This is a genomic window from Variovorax sp. ZS18.2.2 (assembly GCF_024701975.1).
GTDB lineage: Bacteria > Pseudomonadota > Gammaproteobacteria > Burkholderiales > Burkholderiaceae_C > Variovorax.
Genome location: NZ_JANLNM010000001.1, coordinates 67,201 through 88,431, shown reverse-complemented (window position 1 = coordinate 88,431; position 21,231 = coordinate 67,201). Strand labels below are relative to the sequence as shown.

Below are 21,231 nucleotides of genomic sequence, written 5' to 3'. Positions count from 1 at the left end.
ACCTCACCGGTCGCAGGCTTTTTTATTTGCTCGCCGACATCACGTCACGGCGAACCCGCCTCACCCTGCCGCGTCATCCAGTCGTCGACGAAACGCGCGAGCACATCACGCTTCTCGTCGACCTCGGCCGCCAGATATTGGCGCGCATGTTCCTGGGCCAATTCGTTCGACAGGAACCACTGTTCCCGCGCGGGACTGCCCTGCGCAGGCGGCGTGCCCCAGGCGGCGACGCTCTTGCCCAGAAACGCTTCAGTGACTGGCAACCGCCCATCGGTCTTGCCGATGTCCGACAGCGCATTGCGCGGACCGCCGAGTACGACACGCACCTGGACGATGTCGCTCTCCGCATGAATGGATGCGCCAAGCCCACCCGTCTGGTGCACCTGCCAGAGCTGCTCCGCGGAAGCATTGCGAATCCAGCTTTCGAGCGCGCGCGTCAAACTCTCAAGGATGATTTCTTTGTTCATATATGCACTATTTCACATTTAAGACTGTCAGTTCTGGTCTTCGATAACGCAAATCTACAGAGTCCCGTGCATGACATGGCATCTTGTACCCGCTGTCACGCATCACAACAATCAAGATTCCAGGGACATCAACTTCGAAGCGAAAAGCTCGTTGGACCCGCTTCGGCGGGTTATTTTTTGCCCTCCCTCATCCAGCGCGACCAGCGATGCCCGGTGACAACACAATCCACCGGCCGGGCAAAGTGATTTCCGGCCTGCGCTATATTTCTCCCATGGAAAAGGCTTCCGACATAGGCAAACCCACCGTCCCCATCGACCTGATCGGGCCGGAACACTGGGGCCGCTCCAGGCGCGGCAATGGTCGGGTCACCAAGGTGCTCTGCATCATCGTCGGTGGCCTCGCGGCTGCTGGGGTGATCGCCTATCGCTTCTTCGGCGTCGGGCGCTGAACGTTCCATCCGCACAATAGAAAGCCCGCTGTCCGACGACAGCGGGCTTTTTTCATGAGGGTCGTCAAGCCAGTGCACAGCCCCCTCCCTCTCATTGAAGCCGCGAGCCCTTGGGCAGCCGCTTCGCCAGCCACTCGTGCACGTCCGCGCGGATGTTGCGGCCTTCGAGCAGAAAGCTCTCGAAGCGGCTCGGCACATAGGGCAGATAGACCAGCGGCATGCCGGCTTCCTCCGGCGTGCGCGCGGCCTTCCTGTTGTTGCAGACGGCGCACGCGCTCACCAGGTTGGTCCAGGTCCACGGGCCACCGCGCGATTCGGGCAGCACATGCTCGCATTGCAGATCGCGTTCGTGGAACACGCCCGCGCAGTACGCGCAGGTGTGACGGTCGCGACGCACCAGCTTGCTCTTGGTGACACCGGGCACCACGTCGAACAGGTTGATCTTCGACGCGCCACGCAGCGCGATGATGGGCGCCACTTCGATGCGCGACTGCACACCACGCGCAACGTTGAAACCGCCGCGCAGCGTGGCCAGCGGCAGGACGCCGTCTTCCCAGGCGACCGATCCGGTGGCGTAGTGCAGCACCGCCTGCTCCAGCGAAATCCAGGCTTGCGGCGTGCCCTGAATATCTAGTTGCAGGACGTGAGGATGCATGATGGCTCGCCTCCTTTTGCGGCGATGGTCGAAGGGGTTGAAGAGAAAAAGATGGGTGGGGTGCACGAACGGAATCGAACCGTCGTCAGCGGGCTCACAACCCGCGGCTCTGCCGTTGAGCTACGCGCACCGTAGAGAAGAAGCTGACCGGCCGGCTACCACTCGCCCACTTCACGCACGCGCTGGTCAAGGTCGAGACCTTCGACCGCACGCTCGTGGCTAGGCGACGCGGACAGACTTTCCGTCGTGCGCCAGCCGATGCCGAAGCGTTGCGCCAATGCCAGCACCATGCGCTTGCGCGGCTGGGTCGGGCGCACGGTGATCATCCGGATCGGGGTATTGCGCTTGCGCATGGTGACTCCTTGGTTGTTGTGGTGACAGCAAAACAAAAATGGCCCCACGTGCACGACTCGAACGTGCAACCCCTTGCTTCGTAGGCAAGTGCTCTGATCCATTGAGCTAACGCGGGATGAATGAAAAACGAAAATAAAAAGTGTCCGGTTACGGGTTCCGGCGCCGCCCAATCTTTGCGGCCGGTTTCCGCGGAAGGACCATCTGCAATGGCCCGGTTCCGCTCGGGTTCGATGCGAAAAAACGAATGACCGCTTTTCCATTTCGGTTGTGTCCTCACGCGACGGACAGCGCGCTGGGCGCTGCCCCGTACGACGTCGCTGCACAGGAGGGATCAGTTCCTGCACATCCCGCCAGACCGTCTACGCGGTGGGTCCTGGCGGTGTGGTGAAGGCACACCCGAAATGGCAAAGCACAAAAGCAAAAAACAAAACAAAAAGGCCCGGAAACCTTTCGGTGTCCGGGCCTCTGCTTGAGAGAGCTTGGAAGGTATGCGCCTATGCGCAACCTCCACCCGGTAGCACCTGATCCTCGAACTTGCCAACGCGCAGACGGGCTGCGGTTTGCGTGGCATGCACGTAGCTCTGGCGCAGATTCGATTTCGACGACGACGGCATGCCGAACCCACCGCCACACGACCACACGCGCACGAACGCCCGGCCCGATGCGGGTCGAATGTTGGTGAGGGTCAATGCGGTGTTCACGATGGTTCCTGGTCAAAAATTGCCGCTGTCGGCTGTAAGGGGTTGGAAAAAAGGTACGGCTTGAGCCGCGAATGAGGGCAACTGTAAATAGTGTTTACGGCGACGTCAACAACCGGGACAATCTTTTCTTGTCTTGTTGTTGTTTTTGAACAGTGCCCAATACCACCGTCGCGCGCCGTCGCAATGTCCTTGCGCTGCATCGCCGCTTTCTTGAGGGCGCCATTGCCGCCGGTCTGCCAGCCAAAGGGCTGGATCAGTCCTTTGCGAAGAAGATCGAAATCTCCCCGAGCATGTGGAGCCAGATCAAGAGCTCCCGGCCCATCGGCGACAACCTCGCGCGGCAGATCGAGCGGCATTGCGACGTGGAGCCTGGTTGGCTCGACAAGGAAGACCGGCCCTCCGAGGTGCCCGATGCGGCGGAAGAACGCTTCATCACGGCTGCGCGCGAGGCGTGGCGCACGGCCAATGCCAAGGGCAAGAGAGAACTCGGCGGCTGGCTGAAGAAACACGCGCAGGACGCCGACCCGGCGCCCTGAAATTCAACTCGCCAACGCCGACGCGTCGCGCAGGATCGCCGCGCGCATGTCATCGGGAATGGCAACTGCGCGATGCGTCTCGAGCGATGTCGTGACGATCACCTGCGCCATCTGCATCCGCACTTCGCCGCTCTCGGCACCGAAGCAGCGCACCGCCAACGTCATCGAGCGTGAGCCCAACCGTTCAACGGCGAGCCCGAGCATCACTTGGTCACCCATGCGGCTCACGGCGCGGAAGTCCACTTCCAACTTCACGGTCGGCAGACCGATGCGGCGCTCGGCCACGAGCCCGTGGTAGCTCAGGCCCAGCCCTTCGTTCACCCAGTCTTCGACCAGCCCGTTGAGCATCACGAAGTACTGCGGATAGAACACGATGCCCGCCGGATCGCAGTCCGAAAACCGGATCAGCCGCGGTCGTCTGAATTCCGCACTCGGCGCCGCCAAGTCGACATGCGTGGCATCACTCACGCTCACGCCTCCTCGCCGGCTGCCTCGCCGCGCATCACATGCACGCGCAGCAGTCCGAGCTGGCTGTGCATCTGCTTGACCGTCTTCATGTCGAGGCCCGAGAACATCTCGAGAATCCACTGCTCGTGCTCACTCGCCATCGTCTCGAAGGTGCGCCGCCCCGCGGGCGTGAGGCTCACGATCCATGCGCGGCGGTCGTCGGGGCTGGGCGCGCGGGCCACCATGCCTTCGCGTTCGAGCTCATCGGTCAGCCCGGTCACGTTGCCGCCGGTCACCATGAGGTAGCGCGACAGCACGCGCATCTTGAGCCCGTCCTTGTAGCGGTAGAGCTGCGCCATGTAGTCGAAGCGCGCGAGCGAGATGCCGAAGCGCTCGCGCAGACGGCGGCGGATCTCGGCCTCGATCTGCGTGGTGCTCGCGAGCATGCGCAGCCACAGCTTGAGCATCGCGTGGTCTTCATGACCGGCGCGTGCTTCGTGACCGAGTTCTTCGGCGTCGCTCAGTGCGGCGTGCGAGGCGTCGTTGCGTGTCATGTCACTTCTCCTCCCGAGACCGAGATCGATTGGCCGGTGACCGAGGCCGCGCCTTCGCCGCACAGCCAACGCACGGCGTCGGCCACCTCGGATGGCTGCACGATGCGCTTCTGCGGGTTCACGCTGGAGAACTCCGCCAGCGCATCGGCCTCGCTGCGCCCGGTCTTGCCGACCACGTTGGCGACGCTGTTGCGCAGGATGTCGGTGTCGGTATAGCCGGGGCACACGGCATTCACCGTGATGCCCTTGCGCGCCACTTCGAGCGCGAGCGAGCGCGTGAGGCCGATCACGCCGTGCTTGGCCGCGGTGTAGGCCGAGACGTAGGCGTAGCCTTTCTGCCCCGCCGTACTCGCGATGTTGACGATACGACCCCAGCCGGCTTCGAGCATGTCCGGCAGTGCGGCCTGCGCGCACAGGAAGCTGCCGGTGAGGTTCACCGACAGCATCCGCTGCCAGAGATCGACTGAGGTCTTGAGGAACGGCGCGCTCTCGGCGGCACCCGCGTTGTTGACGAGGATGACGATCGGGCCCCGCGCCGCACGGGCCTGCGCGAAAGCGGCCTGCACGCCTTCCGGGTCCGCCACATCGGCGGCGGCCACGCCATGGCCGCTGCCTGTGAGCGTATCGGCCACGCGCTGCAGCGCTTCGCGGTCACGCCCCAGCAGCGTCAGTACGGCGCCCTCGGCGGCCAGCGTGCGTGCGATCTCCGCACCGATGCCGCGCGCAGCGCCGGTCACGAGTGCGTGACGGCCAGTGAGTAAATTTGATTGCATACCTGAATGTTTTAGTTCTGAATCATTTTAACAATCTCCGCCCGCCGGCCTGTCAGCACATGAAACGGCCGCCTTACGGCCTCGCGGGCCGACCGTCCCAGGTCTGCGGCCCGACGCCGCGCTCGCGCAGCTTGAACTTCTGCACCTTGCCGTTCTCTGTCCGCGGCAGGTCGGGCAGCACGTCGATGTAACGCGGCACCGCGAAGTACGGCAGGCGGCCCTCGCAGAAGCGCGACAGCTCCACGGGATCGATGTGCTCGCCTTCGCGCACGACCAGCGCGGCCATCACCTCGTCTTCGGCCAGCTCGGAGCGCACGGGATACACGGCGCACGAGGCCACACCGGGGTGACTCAACAGCACCTGCTCCACCTCGAACGAAGAGATGTTCTCGCCGCGCCGGCGGATCGCGTCCTTGATGCGGTCCACGAAACGAAACGCGCCGTCCGCATCCCGCACCACGCGGTCACCCGTGTGGAACCACAGGTTGCGCCAGGCTTCGACCGTCTTCTCCGGCATGTTGAAGTAGCCGCTCGCAAAGGCATACGGCTCGTCCGCGCGCAGCAGCAGTTCGCCGGCCTCGCCGGGCGGCAGCGCCACGTCGTCCTCATCGGCCACGCAGGCCTGGAAGCCGGGCCGCAACCAGCCCATGACTCCGCCACGCGGCGAGTCCGGCGCGGTGGCGATCGCGAAATTGGTTTCCGTCGAGCCGTAGCCTTCGAGCAGCGACACGCCCGTGCGCGCCTTGAACGCCTGCCCCGCCGCCGACGGCACGCCCGGCCCGAGCCCGATGCGCACGCGGTGATCGCGCTCTCCCTCTCCTTCGGGCTGCGCGAGCAGGATCGGCACCATCGCGCCGAGGAGGTAGACCACGGTGGCGCCGCTCGCACGCATCGACGGCCAGAAGCCCGAGGCCGAGAAGCGCGGCTCGAACACCACCTCGGCCCCGGTCATCGCCGCCTGCGCGAAAGTGTTGAGCGCGTTGATGTGAAAGAGCGGCAGCGTGGTGCACAGCACGTCGTCGCGCCCGACACCGAGCACCTCGGCACTGTTCACGCCCCACCAGAAGTACTGCGCATGCGGGCAGATCACGCCCTTGGCCGGACCGGTGGTGCCCGAGGTGTAGAGGATGGCGAGCGGATCGCCCGGCTGCACATCGGCGGGCGCAATGGCCTCCGAACCTTCCGGGAAGTTCGAGACGCGCACGCCGGCGGGCGGCTCCCACGAAGCAGCACCCTCGCCCACCACCCACACATCGCGCAACGCAGTGCGCCCGAGATCGGCCGTCTTGAGGCGCTCAAGAAAACCCGCCTCGATCACCAACAGCTTCGCCGCGCTGTTGGCCAGGAAGTATTCGATCTGCGGCCCCATCGACGCCGTGTTGACCGGCACGACCGAAGCGCCGAGCCATCCGGCACCGAGAAAAGTTTCGAGAAACTCGATGCGGTTGCCGCACATCACCGCGATGCGATCGCCGCGCGCCACGCCAGCCTGCGCCAGTGCACCGGCGCACATCGCGGCCGCTTCGACCGCGTCACCATGCGTCCACTGCCGGCCCGCGATCCGCAACAGCGGGCGCGCACCGAACAGCGCCGCTTGCCGCTGCAGCATCGCCGGCAGCGTGCGCTGCGCGGGCGGCACGGCGCGCACCTCACTCGTCATCGTGCGTGCCTCCGCCGAGGTACGTCGCTTGCACGCGCGGGTCGCTCGCCAGCTCGGCCGAGGCGCCCGAGAGCGCGATCTCGCCCGTCTCCAGCACATAGCCCTCGTCCGAGCTTTCGAGCGCCGCGCGGGCGTTCTGCTCCACCAGCAGGATCGACACGCCGTCTTCACGCAGCTTCCGCACGATGGTGAGGATATCCCGCACGATCAGCGGCGCAAGGCCCAGGCTGGGTTCGTCGAGCATCAAGAGGCGCGGCGCCGACATCAGCGCGCGCCCCACCGCCAGCATCTGCCGCTCGCCGCCCGAGAGCGTGTCGGCGCGTTGCGCGCGGCGCTCCGCCAGTCGTGGGAAGCGGTCGTACACCGACTGCAGCTGCCGCTTCATCGCATCGCCGCGCAGCCGCTTGGCGTAAGCACCGAGCTGCAGGTTGTCGAGCACGGTGAGTTCGCCGAACAGCTCGCGCTTCTCGGGCACGAGGCACAGGCCGCGCTCCACGCGTGCCTCCACGTCGAGTCCCTGCAGGTCTTCGCCCTCGAAGCGCAGCGTGCCCTTGCACGGCAGGAGCCCCATGGCGGCCGCCAGCAGCGTTGTCTTCCCCGCGCCATTCGGCCCGATCACCGAAATGATCTGCCCGGGCTGCAGGTCGAGCGATACACCGCGCACCGCCTCCACCTGCCCATACGACACATGCAGGTCGCCGATCTCCAGCATCGCAGTCATACAACGCTCCCCAGGTAAGCCGCCTGCACACGCTCGTCCGCGCGCACCGCCGACGGCACGCCCTCCACGAGCTTGGAGCCGAAGTTCATCACCACCAGCCGGTCCACCAGTTTCATCACGAAGTCCATGTCGTGTTCGACGATCAGGATGGTCACGCCCTCCTCGCGGAGCTTGCGCAGCAGGTCGCCGAGCGCCATCTTTTCCTTGCGACGCAGGCCCGCCGCGGGCTCGTCGAGCACCAGCAGCACCGGGTCGGCGGCCAGCGCGCGAGCGATCTCCAGGATGCGCTGCGTGCCCAGCGGCAGGCTGCCCGCGATCTCGTGCACGCGGTCGCCAAGCCCGATGCGGTCGAGCTGGCGCTGCGCCTCCTGCAGGATCTGCATCTCCTCCTTACGATCGAGCCGCAGGCCCGCCTTCAGGATGCCCGAGCGCGTGCGCGAATGCGCGCCCAGCGCCACGTTGTCCAGCAGGCTCATGTGCGGCCGGAGCTTCACGTGCTGGAAGGTGCGCGCCAGGCCCAGCCGCGCCACCTGCCGCTGCGGCATGCCGGCGATGTCGTGGTCGAGGAAGCGCACCTGCCCCGAGGTCATCGGCAGCGTGCAGGTCAGCAGGTTGAACATGGTCGACTTGCCCGCGCCGTTCGGCCCGATCAGCCCGACGATCTCGCCGGCCTTCACGTCGAAGCTCACGTCGTTCACTGCCACCAGCCCGCCGAAGCGCTTGACCGCGCCATTCACCGACAGCACCTGCGTGCCGCGCGCCGGCAGTTGGCGATGCGGCAGCGGATCGACCGGCGGTGCATCGTGGCGCGATACACCCTGCGTGCCACCACGACGACGCGTCCAGCGCCGCAGCAATCCCATCAACCCACCACGCGCAAAGTGCAGCAGCAGGATGAAAAGCGCGGCGAAGGCCACGGCCTCCAGTTGCCCGGCACGCTGCGTGAGCATCGGCAGCACGTCCTGCAGCCCGTTCTTCAACACCAGCACCAGCGCGGCGCCCACCAGCGCCCCGGCCAGTTGGCCGAGCCCGCCAGCTACCGCCATCAGCAGGTACTCGATGCTCGCGCGCACATCGAAGGGCGACGGGCTCACGAAGCGGTTCATGTGCGCATAGAGCCAGCCCGCCAGCCCCGCGAACAGCGCGGCCGTCACGAACAGCGTGAGCCGCACGCGGTACGCATCTGCCCCCACGCTCGCCAGCAGCGTTGCCCCGCCGCGCAGCCCGCGAATCGCGCGGCCCGGTCGCGACTGCAGCAGGTTGTGGCTGAACAAGCACGCCAGCCCGACCACCACCCAGATCAGGTAGTACATCGACCGAGGATCGGCCAGCGACCAGCCCGCGACCTGCAGCGCCGGAATGTTCGACAGGCCCGTGTGGCGGCCGAGCGCATCGACGTTGCCGAACAGCATCGCGATCGACAGTCCCCACGCGATGGTGCTGAGCGGCAGGAAGTGCCCGCCGAGCCGCAGCGTCAGCATGCCGATGGCGAGTGCCGAGATACCCGTGAGCAGCAACGCGAACAACAGGCCGATCCACGGCGACATGCCTTGCGCGGTCGTGAGCCACGCCGTCGCATAGGCCGCGATGCCGACGAAGGCCGCCTGCCCGAACGAGGTCGCGCCGCCCACGCCCGTAAGAAGCACCAGCCCGAGCGCCACGAGCGCGCCGATGCCGATGTCGTTGAGCAGCGAGACCGTGAAGCTGCCCGCCACCGCCGGCACCAGCGCCAGAACGACGATTACCGCGGCGATCCACAGCATGCGTTTGCGGTTGCCGTTCATTGGTCCACCTCGTCTTCTTCCTCTTCCGAATGGGCCGCCATGAAGGAGCGCAGCATGAGCACCGGGATCAGCAGGCTAAACACGATCACGTCTTTCAACGCCCCGCTCCAGAACGACGCGAAGCTCTCCACCACGCCGACCGCGAGCGCGCCCACAGCCGTCATCGGGTAGCTCACGAGCCCGCCGATGATCGCGGCCACGAAGGCCTTCAGCCCGATGATGAAACCGGAGTCGTAGTACATGGTCGTCACCGGTGCGATGAGCACGCCAATGAGGCCGGCGAGCAGCGAGGCGCAGCCATAGGCCAGCAGCGCGGTGCGCACCGGCCGGATGCCGACCAGCCGCGCCCCCACCCGGTTCACCGCGGTCGCACGCAGCGCCTTGCCGGCCACCGTGCGCTCGAACACCAGAAAGAACAGCCCGCTCAGCACGATCGCCGCGCCCACCATCAGCACCACCTGGCCGCTGACCGTGAACCCGTCGCCCAACGTGAACACCGCGCTCGTTAATGGCGTGGTGCGCGAACCTTCAGGGCCGAAGAACAGCAGGCCCAGGCCCGAGAGCAGGAAGTGCAGCGCGAGCGACACGATCAACAGCACCAGCACCGACGCGTCGGCGATCGGCTGGAACACCACCCGTGCGAGCAGCGGCGCGATCGGCACCACCAGCAGCACAGCCACCGCGATGTGCACCGCCACCGGCACGCCCGGCCGCGCCGCGATCCACGCGAGCACGCACGGAATCGCCGGCAGCACGCCCCACATCAGCACCGCCTTCGGAATGTGCGCGGCCTCGCCGCGGCGCAGCAGGCTGCCGATTTCCGTCGCCAGCGCCAGCACCGCGAGCACCGCCACCATGCCGATAGTGGCCGGCACACGGCCGGTTTCGAAGGCCGCGAGCGACAGGGCCGCGAAGGCCGCGATGTCGCCGAACGGCACGAACACCACCCGCGTCACGGAAAAGATCAGCACCAACCCGAGGCCGGCCAGCAGATAGACGGCACCGTTGGCCAGGCCGTCGGTGATGAGGATCAGCGCGACGTCCCACGTCATAGGAAAACCTCAGGCGTTGCTTTCATCTTTTTTCTTCTCTTCTTCGGGAACGGGACATTGATCAAGGTGCGAGCTTCCAATGGCCGTTGTCGAGCTTGACGATCACGCGTGCACGCTCGTCAACGCCGTAGAGGCTGCCGGGCTTGAAGCTGTAGACGCCGTGCGTGCCCACCACTTCCTTGGTGCTGAAGATGGCATCGCGCAGCGCCACGCGGAACTCGGCGGTTCCCGGCTCGGCTTTCTTCATGGCGCGCGAGGCGGCGTCGGCGAACACCAGCCAGCCGTCGAAGGAATAGGCCGAGAAGGCATCGCTGGTCGGCGCGTTGTTGACCTTCTGGAACACGGCGCGGAATTCGGTCGCGATCTTCTTGGTCGGGTAGCTGTCCGGCAGTTGCTCGGCGACGATCACCGGGCCGGTAGGCATCAGCGCGTTCTGGCCGGCAGCGCCGACCACGCGCACGAAGTCGGGGTTGATGAGCCCGTGCTGGCCATACACGCCGCCCTTGTAGCCGCGCTCCTGCAGCGCGAGGAACGGCAGCGCGCCCGGCGTGCCGGCGCCGCCGGTCATCACCGCGTCGGGGCGCAGCGCCACGATCTTGAGCACCTGGCCGGTTACCGAGGCATCGGCGCGCGCATAGCGTTCGTTGCTCACCACCTTGATGCCGGCGCCGGGCGCGGCCTTCATGAGCGCGTCGTACACCAGGTCGCCCCAGGCGTCGGTGAAGCCGATGTAGCCCACGGTCTTCACGTTGTTGCGCTTCATGCGCTCGACCACCGCATCGATCATCAGCTGCGTGGGCTGCGCGACCGTCATGACCCACGGGTTCTCGTTGGGGTCGAGCAGGATGGGCGTGAGGCCGATCATCGGCGTCTTCGCATCGCGGCCGACCTGCGCCATTGCAATGGCGGCCGGCACGCCCGAAGTGCCCATGAGCACATCGACCTTTTCCTCTTCAACGAGCTTGCGCGCATTGCGCCCGGCGGTGGTCGGGTCGGAGCCGTCGTCCAGCACGATGAGCTGCACCTTGCGACCGTTGATCTCGGGCTTGTACGCCAGCGCGGCCTGCATGCCCTTCGCATAGGGCACGCCCAGCGAGGAGTTCGGCCCCGAGAGCGACACGCTCAGGCCGACCTTGAGATCGGCCGCGAGAACGCTCGCAACGCCGCAGGCGGTCAGCGCCGCGGCGAGGGCACCGCGCGTGAGGGTCAGCATCAGGCTCTTCATGTCGTAGCTCCGGTGAGGATGGTTGGAATGAACAGGTAACTCAGATGAACAACTGGATGGCCGGCAACGCGCGTGCGGCATTGAGCAGGTTGATGCGCTTCTGGCGGATGGCCCAGCCAGCCGGCGTGTGCACGAGGTGGTGGCGCGCGGTGCCGCTCAACAAGATCTGGGATTCGCCGCGCGCCTCGACATAGAGAAACGGTGTGCGCAGGTGCGCTTCGTCGGCCGTCTCGCTCTCGATGCGCGAGGGCTGCAGCACATGCTGGCTGTGGCTCGCGGGGTGCTGCGAATGCGCGCGCGGGTTCTTGAGGCGGTCCACGCGCAGTTGCAGCAGCAGCCGGTCTTCGTAGGTCAGCGAGTTGTGCGAGAACGGATCGACCTGCGCCGCGCCGAGCAGCGGCACCCAGTAGTGGCCGTCTTCGCAGAACAGTGCCAGCCAGTCGTCGAAGCGCCGCTCGTCGAGCAAGGCGGCCTCGTGGGCAATGAAATCGCGCGGGTCGTTCATGCCGCAACCTCCGACGCCATCGCCTTCGCCCAGGCGCGGAACTGGTTGCGCATGAGCAGCTCGTTCGTGCCGTTGGTGGTGATGGTCGATTGCGCGAGCTCGGCCGCATCGAAGTTGCGGTGCAGGCTCACCCACTCGTTGCCGCCGGCGCGCAGGCCCTGCTGGATGCTCTCGAACAGATGCACGTCGTCGTGCGCCACCACCGACATCGGCGAGAACACGAGCCGGTTGTAGCTCATCGCGCGCTCGAACAGCAGCGCGGGCGCACCGGCCGCGCGGAAGCTCCAGGCTTCGATCAGCGTGCGGTCGGCAGCCAGCGGACGGATCACGCGGATGGCCTGCGGCGAGCCCTTCACCGACAGGCTCGGATAAAAGACCGAGTTCTGCGGCGAGCGCTGCAGGATGTCGGCTGCGCGTTCAACGCCGTGCGCGGCCTGCATCGCGGCCTCGTACTCTGGCAACTGCGCATAGTTGGAGTGGATGCTGAAGTTCACGCCCAGCACGCTGTGCCCGTTGGCGAACACCCGCCCGCCCATCCTGTCGAAAAACTCGTAGCCCGAGCCGAAGGGCAGGATCTGCTCCATCGCCATCGGCTTGGGATCGGTGGGCGCATGGCCCTCCCACAGCGCCTCGGCCGCCTGGGTGGCCGACTCGTGCGTCGACATCGGATGCACCGTGTCGTTGATGTTCTCCAGGTACATCTTCCAGTTGCAGTGGACGATGTTGCGCAGCACGCCGCCACCCACGGTGAGCTTGCCTTCGGGAGAGCGGTCGACCATGTTGTCGATGGCGCCGAGCACCTCGCCGAAGTAGTCCTCGAACGCGGGGCCGGTGTCGGCCAGGCGCACGAACACGAAGTCGCGGTAGACCTTCACATGCTTCACCACGGAAAGCCCCTGCCCCGATTCGCAGGCCCTGAGCTGCGTGCCTTCGTAGCCCGCCTTCAGCGGCAGGCCGAGCGGCGCACCGTCGAGCTTGTAGGTCCACGCGTGGTACGGGCAGCGAAAGAACCGGCCGGTGTTGCCGCTCTCGTCCGTCACCAGTTGCGTGCCCTTGTGGGCGCAGCGGTTGTACATGACGTGCACCGCGCCGTCGGGCTGTCGCACCATCAGCAGCGGCCGGCCCGCGACCTCTTGCGTCACGAAGTCGCCCGCCTCTGGCACCTGGCTCGCATGGCCGAGGAAGACCCAGGTGTTCGCGAACAGGCGCTCCTGCTCGAGCGCGAAGATCTCCTCGCTCAGGTACAGGTCGCGGTGCACGCGGTCGTCCTGCACCAGGGCGGCGATGCGGTCGGGATGATGGCGGTAGCTGGTCATCGGCGGGCGCTCAGGTTTCGGTCAGGGGACCAGCTTCCACTGGCCCTTGTTCATCTGCACGATCACTACGCCGCGCTGGTCGGAGCCATAGCGGTCGTCGGGCCTGAAGGTGTAGATGCCGTGCGTGCCCACCAGCTCCTTCGTGCTCACGATGGCGTCGCGCAGCGCGGTGCGGTACTGCGGCGTGCCGGGCTCGCCCTTGGTGCGCGAGGCGGCGTCGGCCAGCAGCAGGTAGGCGTCGTAGGTGTACGAGGAGAAGGCATCGGTCGGCACCGCGCCGTTCACCTTCTGGTAGGCCGCGCGGAAGGCCATCGACACCTTCTTGACGGGGTTGCTGTCGGGCAGCTGGTCGGCCACGAGCACCGGGCCGCTCGGCACCTGCAGGCCTTCGATGGAGGCGCCGCCCACACGCACGAAGTCGGCGTTGATGAGCCCGTGCGTGCCGTAGATCCTGCCCTTGTAGCCACGCTCGGCGAGTGCGATGTAGGGCAGCGCGCCAGGCGTGCCGGAGTTGCCTGCGAACACGGCATCGGGCCGCACGGCGACGATCTTCAGGATCTGCCCCGCCACCGACGAATCGCTGCGCGCATAGCGCTCGTTCGCCACCACCTTGATGCCGGCGGCGGCCGTGCTCTTCATCAGCGAGTCGTAAGCCAGGTCGCCCAGCGCATCGGAAAAGCCGATGAAGGCCACCGTCTTCACGCCGGACTTCTGCATGCGGTCCACCACGCCCGCGACCATGAGCGGGAACGGCTGCGACACCGTCACCGTCCACGTCCCTTCGGGGCCGGCGATGGTCACCGGCGTGGGCGAGATCAGCGGCGTGTTGAGCTCGCGCGCCACCGAGGCGATGGCCATCGCGCCCGGTACGCCCGAGGTGCCAATGAGCACATCGACCTTGTCTTCCGTCACCAGCTTGCGGGCGTTGCGGCCAGCGGTGGTCGGGTCGGAGGCGTCGTCGAGCACGATGAGCTGGACCTTGCGTCCGCCGATTTCCGGACGCTCGGCAATGGCTGCGCGAATGCCCTTTTCGTAGGGCACGCCGAGTGCGGCCACGGGCCCCGACAGCGAGCTGATGAAGCCGATCTTCAGGTCGGCCGCCATGGCCTGTGCAGTTGCCAGTGCGATGGCGGTGAGGCCGAGGATGCGGGCGATTTTCTTTTTCATCGAGGTTGCTCCAGCGTGTGTGGTGTGTGGTGTGCGTTGAATCAGGGGACCAGCTTCCACTGGCCCTTTTCAAGCTTCACGACGACCCGCGAACGCTCATCCGATCCATAGCGGTCGGTCGGCTTGAAGTTGTAGACGCTGTGGGTCCCCACCAACTCCTTGGTGCTGACGATGGCGTCGCGCAACGCAAGGCGGAACTGCGGCGTGCCCGGTTCGGCCTTGGTGGCGAGCGCGCGTTGGGCCGCATCGAGGTACAGCAGCCACGCGTCGAAGGTGTAGGCCGAGAAGGCATCGGTCGGCGGCGCGCCGTTGGCCTTCTGGTAGGCCGCGCGGAAGTCCATCGACACCTTGCGGATCGGGTTGTCGTTGGGCAACTGCTCGGCCACGATCACCGGGCCGGTGGGTGCGAGCAGGCCTTCGACGGCCGCGCCGCCGACGCGCACGAAGTCAGGATTGATGAGCGCGTGCATGCCGTAGATCTGGCCCTTGTAGCCGCGCTCCGCAAGCGCCAGGTAGGGCAGCGCGCCGGGCGTGCCCGAGGTGCCGGTGATCACCGCATCGGGGCGCAGCGCCACGATCTTGAGCACCTGGCCGGTCACCGACGAATCGGCGCGCGCATAGCGCTCGTTCGACACGATCTTGATGCCCGCGGGCTCCGCGCTCTTCTGTAGCGCGTCGTACACCAGGTCGCCCCATGCGTCGGAGAAGCCGATGTAGCCGACCGTCTTCACGCCCGATTTCTTCATGCGCTCGACCACCGCGCTCACCATCAGCGGCGCAGGCTGCGGCAGCGTGACCATCCACGAGCCCTCTTCGCCCGGCAGGTTCGCGTTGGCGATGGAGATCAGCGGCGTTTTTGTCTCGCGCGCCACGCCGGCGATGGCTAACGCGCCGGGCGATCCTGCCGTGCCGATGATGACGTCGACCTTGTCCTCGTCGATCATCTTGCGGGCATTGCGCGCGGCCGTGGACGGGTCCGAGGCGTCATCCAGCTGCACCAGCTGGATCTTGCGGCCGCCCAGGTCCGCCTTGTAGGCGAGCGCGGCCTTCATGCCCTTCTCGTAGGGAATGCCGAGCGACGACACCGGCCCCGAGAGCGACGTGATGAAGCCGACCTTGAGATCGGCGGCCCACGCGCCTGCCACGGCGCTCAAGGCGCCGAGGCCCACGGCGATGCCCGCGAGGGCACGGAATCGGTTCAGGACTTTCATGGCGATGCTCCAGAGGTGATGTTTTGAACGAGACGAAACGCTGAAATGAAAACTAGAGGGCCAGGCTGCCGACACTGGTGCCGCCGCAGACATAGAGCACCTGGCCGGTGACGAAGCTGTTGTCAGGGTCCGCGAAGAAACGCACGGCGCGTGCCACATCGGCCGATTCGCCCAGCCGCTTGACGGGCACGGAGGCGGCGAGTGCGCGTTCCTTCTCGCTGCCGGCTTCGACGACGTCATAGAACATGTCGGTGCGGATGGGGCCAGGCGCCACCACGTTCACCGTGATGCCATCGGCGGCCAGTTCCAGAGCCCAGGTGCGGGCCATGCCCAACATGCCGGCCTTGGTCGCGGAATAACTGGTGCGGGTCGCAAGGCCCAGCGCGGCGCGCGACGACAGCAGCACCACACGGCCGAAGCGCTGCGCGCGCATGGCGGGCAGTGCGCCCTGCACGAGCTGGATCGCGCAGCCCAGGTGCAGGTCGACCAGCGCATCCAGATCGTCGAGCTTCACCTCGGGCAGCAGGGCGGCGCGGATCACGCCCGCGTTGTGGACGATGGTGGTCGGCGCAAAGCGCTCGACCAGTTCGCGCACCGCTTCGCCCGTGGCCGCGCGGTCGCTCAGGTCGACCTCCAGGCTGTGCAGCTTCGGATGGTCGATCTCGGCCTTGCGGCGCGCGAGCGACACCACCTCGTAGCCCTGCGCGAGCAGGTCTTCGCAGATCGCCTTGCCGATGCCGGCGCTGCCGCCGGTGACGGCCGCGACCTTCGGCGTCATGCCTGAGCCCCCACCAATGCCAGCACGCGCAGCGGGCTGCCGCTGCCCTTCTCGATCTTGAGCGGCGGGCAGATCAGCACCGCACCGGACGGCGGCAGCAGATCGAGATTGGTCAGGCATTGCAGCCCATAGCGCCCCGCGCCATGCATGTAGTAATGACACGGGTACGGCGGCCGCAGGTGATAGCCCTGCCCCGCATCCGTGCCGATCGCCTCCGAGCCGAAGCCCAGCACGTCGCGCTGCTCCACCAGGAAGCGCACAGCCTCGGTGCTCGGGCCGGGCGTGTGCTGGCCCGTCTCGTCGAAGTTCTGGTAGGCCTCAGGGTCGCTGCGCTTGGACCAGTCGGTGCGCATCAGCACCCAGGCGCCCTTGGGAATGCGGTCGTGCGCAGCTTCGTAGCGCTCGATGTCGGCCACGCTCAGCAGGTAGTCGTCGTTCGATTGCACATCGGCCGAGCAGTCGATCACGCAGGCCGGCGCCACGAAGTTCTGCACGGGGATGGTGTCGACCGAATTGTTCGGCAGGTCGCGTCCCGAGATCCAGTGGATCGGCGCGTCGAAGTGCGTACCGGTGTGCTCGCCGCAGGAGAAGTTGTTCCAGTACCAGCCTGGGCCGCGCTCGTCGTACTTCGACACTTCCTCGATGCGGAAGGGCCAGCACTGGCCCATCTCGGGCGGCAGCGCGATCTGCGGGAATTCGGGCGTGAGCGTCTGCGTGAGGTCGATCACGCGGATGCGACCGCTCGCCATGGCGGTCACGAGGCCGCCGAGGATTTCGGCGGCGGATATCAGTTCGGTGGTGGTCGTCATCGTGTGGCTCCTGTTCTCAGCCGCCTGCGGCCAGCTCGCGTTCGAGCACCTTCGGGTTGTCGCGCCAGCGCTCCAGCCACTCCTGCGCCACGTCGCCCGGATAGACGTCTTCGACGCCATCGCGCAGCGCCTTCACGATGGCGTTGGCCAATGCGGTGGGCGCCAGCTTGGGCGGCGGCGTGTGCTGGTTCCATTCGTCGTCGATGGGCCCCGGGAACACATTGATCACGCGGATACCGGCCGGCCTCATCTCGGCGCGTAGGCACTGCGCGAGCGAATGCGCCGCCGCCTTCGAGGCGCTGAAGGTGCCATGCGGCGGGAAGTTGCTGAGCGCGTAAATCGACAGCAGGTTGACCCACGCCGTCGCGCCCGTCGCGCCGTCGGCCGAGCGGCCCTTGAGCGCGGGACCGAATTCCTGCGCGAGGCGCAGCAAGCCGAAGTAGTTGATGTCCATCTCGGCCTTGGCCACATCAGTGCCGCGGCGAGCGCCGATGCCGAAGGTGCGATGCACCTCGGCGTTGTTGATCACGATATCGACCTTGCCGCCGATGGAGCCTGCGAGCTCGGTCACCTGGCGGCCGTTGGTGAGGTCCAGCGGCACGAGCGTCACCTGCGGCAGCGCCGAGATGTCGTCCAGCCCGTCGCCCATCTTCTTCCAGGGCTCGGCGTGGCCGACCCAGACGATGTCGGCGCCGGCCTTCACCAGTGCGCGCACGATGGCCTGTCCGGTCTCGGTCTTGCCGTCGGTCACCAGCGCCTTGCGGAACTTGGGGTCGCTGGTCATTTCTCGGAGCATCTTGTCGTCGGCCATGTGGGCACTCCCTTCATTCGGAAAACCAATGAGAACGGCCTGGCCCGCGCGGTCGAGCCGGGCGCCGACACGCACGCGCGTGGGCGCATCGCCGACCTCGCCGTGCAGGTGGACCATGAGCGTCGGGCCGGCATCCAGGTGCACCAGCCCCAGCCGCCAGGGCAGCCGCTCGCGGAAGAACAGATCGTTGCTGTGGTGCAGCGTGGTGCTGCCGAGCAGTTCGCCCTCGCCGCTCTGCGTGCGCCAGCGCAGCGCTGCGGAGAGGCACTTGTGGCAGACCTCGCGTGGCGGGTACTGCACGGTGCCGCAGTCTTCGCAGGTCTGCAGCTCGAAGCGGCCTTCGGCTGCGGCCGCCGTGAGGCCGAGCGCCACGCGGCCGCGCGCGCCGGGCGGCAGGTTCATTTGCCGGGTGCGCAGCACCGGGTTCTTGCGCGGGGGGCGCATCAAAGGCATGGTCATGCCGGTCTCCCCAGAATGACCGCGCCTGTACAGAGGCACCGGTCGTAGGTCACCATGCCGAAGCCGGCGACGAGCCCGAGTTGGGCGTCCGGCACGGCGCGTTTGTCGGCTTGATCGGTCAACTGGCGAATGGCCTCGACCATGCCGAGGAACCCACCCGCCGCACCGGCCTGCCCGGCAGATAGCTGGCCACCGCTCGTGTTGTTAGGAAAGCTGCCGTCGAAGGTCATGGTGTGCGACTGCACGAAGGCCGGGCCCTCGCCCTTCTCGCAGAAGCCCAGGTCCTCGAACTGCATCATCACGATGACGGGGTAGTCGTCGTAGGTCTGCACGAAGTCGAGCGCGGCGGGCTGCACGCCGGCCTGCGCGTAGAGGTCGTCGCGGTCCTTGCGCCAGCCGCCCTGCACCATCACCGGGTCGTCGGCGTAGGCGTTGTGGCGCTCGATGGCACCGCGGATCACGACATGCGCGAGGCCCAGTTCGCGAGCGCGCTCCTCGCTCATCACGAGGAAGGCGTCGGCGCCCGCGCAGGGCATCACGCAGTCGAACAGGTGGATGGGGTCGGAGATCGGCCGCGCGGCCATGTACTCGTCGAGCGTGAGGCCCTTCTTGAACATCGCGTTGGGATTGCCGAGCGCATTGGTGCGCTGGTCCACGCAGATGCGGCCGAAGTCCTCGCGCTTCGCGCCGTAGGTGCGCATGTAGTTAGCGGTGATGAACGCGAAGATCGAGTTCGGCCCGCCCGAGCCGTAGGGGTAGCTCGCATCGCGCGCGAAATTGCTGAAGCTGCCGAGCGTCTGGCGGAAGGAGTCGACGTGGTTGGTGTCTGCCCCCACGCAGGCGACGATGTCGGCATCGCCCGCCTGCACGGCGCGCGCGGCGCGGCGCAGGCACATCACGCCCGAGGCGCCTCCCGTGGGCACATGGTCGAGCCAGCGCGGCGACATGCCCAGATGCTGCGTCACGCCCACGGCCGTGTCGGGCGCGAGCGAGAAGCTGCTCAAGCACAGGCCATCGATCTCTTCCTTCGCGACGCCGCTGGCTTCGACCAGCGCCTGCACGGCCTGCCCGATGAACCAATGCGCGGTGTGCGTGGAGTAGCGCACGTAGGGCACCGTGATGGGCACGGCCACCGCGACGCCTTCGTAGGAAAGCCGGTTGCGACTCATGCTTGCCTCTTTTTCATCGAGCGGGTGTCGATGCAGTGGTCCTGCCCCGGCAGCGACTGCGCCATCTCGCGCAGTTGCCCGCGCTGGATCTTCTGGGAGGGCGTGAGCGGCAGCGCATCGACGAAGGCGACGTAGCCCGGCGCCTTGTAATAGGCCAGCTGCGCGAGCGCGTGCTGCACGATGCTGGCTGCGACCTGCTCGCGCTGCGATGCATCGGCGTCTTCGCGCATCACGATGCAGGCCAGCACCTCGTCGCCCCGCACCGCGTCGGGCGTCGCGGCCACGGCCGAGGTCTTCACGGCCGGGTGCTGGTTGAGCACGCTCTCCACCTCGACGGCCGAGATGTTCTCGCCGCTGCGGCGAATCACGTTCTTCTTGCGGTCGACGAAGAAGAAGTTGCCTTCGGCGTCGCGGCGCACGAGGTCGCCGGTGTGGAACCAACCATCGGCCCAGGCTTCGTGCGTGGCTTCCTCGTCCTTCAGGTAGCCGGAGAAGAAATAGCGCTTCGGGTCGTCGCCGGCCGAGCGCACGAACAGTTCGCCCGGCGCATCGGTGCCGACGTCGCTGCCGTCCTCGCCGACGAGGCGGATCTGCACGAAGTCTTCCTGCCGGCCAAAGCAGCTTGTGCCCACGAGGCGCGGCTCGCGGTTGGCCATGATGCAGGCGGCCGCACCGGTCTCGGTCATGGCCCAGGCCTCGACCAGCGGGAAGCCGAAGCGTTCTTCGAACGGTATGTGGTTCTTGCGGTCCACGCCAGCGCCGAAGCCCCAGCGGATCGCGTGGTCGCGGTCGGCGGCCGACGCAGGTGCGGAGAGCAGCATCGCGGGCATCACGCCGAGGTAGTGAACGATCGTCGCGCCACTTTCGCGCGCGCTCGCCAGCCAGGTCTTCGGATGGAAACGGTCGAGCTGCACCAGGCAGCCGCCTGCCACCAGCACCACCATGGTGGAGAACGCCATCGCGTTCATGTGGTTGAGCGGCAGCGGTGTGATGACGCGCTCAGTGTCGGGGCGGATGCTGCAGACGCCATCGAGCGCGGCATACCACTCGCCTGCGCGCAGGAAGTACGCGTTGCTCAGGATGCAACCCTTGGGGCGCCCGGTGGTGCCCGAGGTGTAGAGCAGGCCGCATTCGGTGTCGACGCTGATGGGCTCGTGGGCGCGCGGCGCGGCGGTCTTTGCGCTGAGCACTGCGTCGTCCGGCCCCATCGTTTCGAAGTCCACGCCAGCTTGTGCCGCGGCTGCGTGCAAGTCGTTCGCGCGCTCGGGCAGCGTGACGGCAAGGCCGATCTCGCTGTGGCCGATCAGATAGGCCAATTCGGCCGATCGCATCTCGGCATTGATCGGCACCACGCTAACGCCGAGTGCATTGAGTGCGAACCAGTGGAAGAGGAACGCGGGCCGGTTCTCCAACAGCAGGCCGACGCGGTGGCCATGGCCATAGCCGGCTTGCGCGTAGGCCGTGCGCAGTCGCTCGACCTCGGCAGCAGCCTCACCCCAGCGGATGGCGCCGGCCGCGATGCCGTAGGCCGCAGCGGTCACCGATTCGGTGAACAGGAACTCGGCCTCCGGCGTGCGCTCGGCAGTCGCCGCGAAAATTTGATGGACGGTGGCGTGTTGCATCGCGTC

24 protein-coding genes and 2 tRNA genes are annotated in these 21,231 nt (G+C 66.9%); 2 read left to right on the top strand and 24 right to left on the bottom strand.

The window, feature by feature from the left end; translation table 11 throughout:
• Positions 1-44: 44 nt before the first annotated feature.
• Positions 45-467 (bottom strand): hypothetical protein, encoded by a 423-nt coding sequence (locus NU688_RS00455; protein WP_257858577.1) that lies wholly within the window; start codon positions 465-467, stop codon positions 45-47.
• A gap of 206 nt (positions 468-673) precedes the next feature.
• Here NU688_RS00455 and NU688_RS00450 point away from each other — a divergent pair, with 206 nt between their 5' ends.
• The gene (locus NU688_RS00450) at positions 674-916 is read left to right on the top strand and encodes a hypothetical protein (RefSeq protein WP_257858576.1); all 243 of its coding nucleotides are present in this window, start codon (positions 674-676) and stop codon (positions 914-916) included.
• Positions 917-1,007: 91 nt separating this feature from the next.
• Here NU688_RS00450 and NU688_RS00445 read toward each other — a convergent pair whose 3' ends face one another.
• From NU688_RS00445 to NU688_RS00420, 6 genes are all read right to left on the bottom strand, one after another.
• Complete coding sequence (locus tag NU688_RS00445) at positions 1,008-1,571, bottom strand: HNH endonuclease (RefSeq protein WP_257858575.1); 564 nt, start codon at positions 1,569-1,571, stop codon at positions 1,008-1,010.
• 56 nt (positions 1,572-1,627) lie between these two features.
• Positions 1,628-1,701, bottom strand: a tRNA-His gene (locus NU688_RS00440).
• Between the two features lie 25 nt (positions 1,702-1,726).
• On the bottom strand, positions 1,727-1,924 hold the full coding sequence (locus tag NU688_RS00435; RefSeq protein WP_257858574.1) for a short-chain dehydrogenase: 198 nt from the start codon (positions 1,922-1,924) through the stop codon (positions 1,727-1,729).
• A 39-nt stretch (positions 1,925-1,963) separates the two neighbouring features.
• Positions 1,964-2,040: transfer RNA gene (locus tag NU688_RS00430), tRNA-Arg, on the bottom strand.
• A gap of 379 nt (positions 2,041-2,419) precedes the next feature.
• The gene (locus NU688_RS00425; protein ID WP_257858573.1) at positions 2,420-2,626 is read right to left on the bottom strand and encodes a hypothetical protein; all 207 of its coding nucleotides are present in this window, start codon (positions 2,624-2,626) and stop codon (positions 2,420-2,422) included.
• On the bottom strand, positions 2,623-2,982 hold the full coding sequence (locus NU688_RS00420; RefSeq protein ID WP_257858572.1) for a hypothetical protein: 360 nt from the start codon (positions 2,980-2,982) through the stop codon (positions 2,623-2,625). Before NU688_RS00420 ends, NU688_RS00425 begins: the two co-directional genes overlap by 4 nt.
• A gap of 6 nt (positions 2,983-2,988) precedes the next feature.
• On the opposite strand from NU688_RS00420, the gene NU688_RS00415 reads away from it, so the two are divergent.
• A complete protein-coding gene (locus NU688_RS00415; RefSeq protein WP_257858571.1) occupies positions 2,989-3,162 on the top strand; it encodes a hypothetical protein in 174 nt (57 codons plus the stop codon).
• Between the two features lie 3 nt (positions 3,163-3,165).
• On the opposite strand, the gene NU688_RS00410 is transcribed toward NU688_RS00415, so the two are convergent.
• The 17 genes from NU688_RS00410 to NU688_RS00330 form a co-directional block, all read right to left on the bottom strand.
• Positions 3,166-3,630, bottom strand: a complete 465-nt coding sequence (locus tag NU688_RS00410) for a thioesterase family protein (RefSeq protein ID WP_257858570.1) — start codon at positions 3,628-3,630, stop codon at positions 3,166-3,168.
• Positions 3,631-3,632: 2 nt separating this feature from the next.
• Entirely contained in the window at positions 3,633-4,163 is a 531-nt protein-coding gene (locus tag NU688_RS00405; RefSeq protein WP_257858569.1) for a MarR family winged helix-turn-helix transcriptional regulator, read from the bottom strand.
• Positions 4,160-4,936 carry an SDR family NAD(P)-dependent oxidoreductase gene (locus NU688_RS00400; protein WP_257858568.1) on the bottom strand — a complete coding sequence of 259 codons (777 nt, stop codon included), beginning with the start codon at positions 4,934-4,936 and terminating at the stop codon, positions 4,160-4,162. The genes NU688_RS00405 and NU688_RS00400 overlap by 4 nt, the downstream gene beginning before the upstream one ends.
• Positions 4,937-5,009: 73 nt before the next feature.
• Positions 5,010-6,596, bottom strand: a complete 1,587-nt coding sequence (locus NU688_RS00395) for an ATP-dependent acyl-CoA ligase (protein ID WP_257858567.1) — start codon at positions 6,594-6,596, stop codon at positions 5,010-5,012.
• Positions 6,586-7,317, bottom strand: a complete 732-nt coding sequence (locus tag NU688_RS00390) for an ABC transporter ATP-binding protein (RefSeq protein ID WP_257858566.1) — start codon at positions 7,315-7,317, stop codon at positions 6,586-6,588. Before NU688_RS00390 ends, NU688_RS00395 begins: the two co-directional genes overlap by 11 nt.
• The gene (locus NU688_RS00385; RefSeq protein ID WP_257858565.1) at positions 7,314-9,101 is read right to left on the bottom strand and encodes a branched-chain amino acid ABC transporter ATP-binding protein/permease; all 1,788 of its coding nucleotides are present in this window, start codon (positions 9,099-9,101) and stop codon (positions 7,314-7,316) included. The genes NU688_RS00390 and NU688_RS00385 overlap by 4 nt, the downstream gene beginning before the upstream one ends.
• Positions 9,098-10,153, bottom strand: a complete 1,056-nt coding sequence (locus NU688_RS00380) for a branched-chain amino acid ABC transporter permease (protein WP_257858564.1) — start codon at positions 10,151-10,153, stop codon at positions 9,098-9,100. The genes NU688_RS00385 and NU688_RS00380 overlap by 4 nt, the downstream gene beginning before the upstream one ends.
• Before the next feature lie 61 nt (positions 10,154-10,214).
• Positions 10,215-11,378: an ABC transporter substrate-binding protein gene (locus NU688_RS00375; RefSeq protein WP_257858563.1), complete on the bottom strand. Its 1,164-nt coding sequence runs from the start codon at positions 11,376-11,378 to the stop codon at positions 10,215-10,217.
• A gap of 40 nt (positions 11,379-11,418) precedes the next feature.
• On the bottom strand, positions 11,419-11,883 hold the full coding sequence (locus NU688_RS00370) for an aromatic-ring-hydroxylating dioxygenase subunit beta (protein WP_257858562.1): 465 nt from the start codon (positions 11,881-11,883) through the stop codon (positions 11,419-11,421).
• Entirely contained in the window at positions 11,880-13,199 is a 1,320-nt protein-coding gene (locus tag NU688_RS00365; RefSeq protein ID WP_257858561.1) for an aromatic ring-hydroxylating dioxygenase subunit alpha, read from the bottom strand. Before NU688_RS00365 ends, NU688_RS00370 begins: the two co-directional genes overlap by 4 nt.
• 21 nt (positions 13,200-13,220) lie before the next feature.
• The gene (locus NU688_RS00360) at positions 13,221-14,366 is read right to left on the bottom strand and encodes an ABC transporter substrate-binding protein (RefSeq protein ID WP_257858560.1); all 1,146 of its coding nucleotides are present in this window, start codon (positions 14,364-14,366) and stop codon (positions 13,221-13,223) included.
• Between the two features lie 41 nt (positions 14,367-14,407).
• Positions 14,408-15,577, bottom strand: a complete 1,170-nt coding sequence (locus NU688_RS00355; RefSeq protein WP_257858559.1) for an ABC transporter substrate-binding protein — start codon at positions 15,575-15,577, stop codon at positions 14,408-14,410.
• A 52-nt stretch (positions 15,578-15,629) separates the two neighbouring features.
• The gene (locus NU688_RS00350; protein WP_257858558.1) at positions 15,630-16,355 is read right to left on the bottom strand and encodes an SDR family oxidoreductase; all 726 of its coding nucleotides are present in this window, start codon (positions 16,353-16,355) and stop codon (positions 15,630-15,632) included.
• Positions 16,352-17,164: a cyclase family protein gene (locus tag NU688_RS00345; RefSeq protein WP_257858557.1), complete on the bottom strand. Its 813-nt coding sequence runs from the start codon at positions 17,162-17,164 to the stop codon at positions 16,352-16,354. The genes NU688_RS00350 and NU688_RS00345 overlap by 4 nt, the downstream gene beginning before the upstream one ends.
• A gap of 16 nt (positions 17,165-17,180) precedes the next feature.
• Entirely contained in the window at positions 17,181-18,434 is a 1,254-nt protein-coding gene (locus tag NU688_RS00340) for an SDR family NAD(P)-dependent oxidoreductase (protein WP_198788156.1), read from the bottom strand.
• Positions 18,431-19,603 (bottom strand): thiolase family protein, encoded by a 1,173-nt coding sequence (locus NU688_RS00335; protein ID WP_257858556.1) that lies wholly within the window; start codon positions 19,601-19,603, stop codon positions 18,431-18,433. Before NU688_RS00335 ends, NU688_RS00340 begins: the two co-directional genes overlap by 4 nt.
• On the bottom strand, positions 19,600-21,225 hold the full coding sequence (locus NU688_RS00330) for an AMP-binding protein (protein ID WP_257858555.1): 1,626 nt from the start codon (positions 21,223-21,225) through the stop codon (positions 19,600-19,602). The genes NU688_RS00335 and NU688_RS00330 overlap by 4 nt, the downstream gene beginning before the upstream one ends.
• Positions 21,226-21,231: the final 6 nt, after the last annotated feature.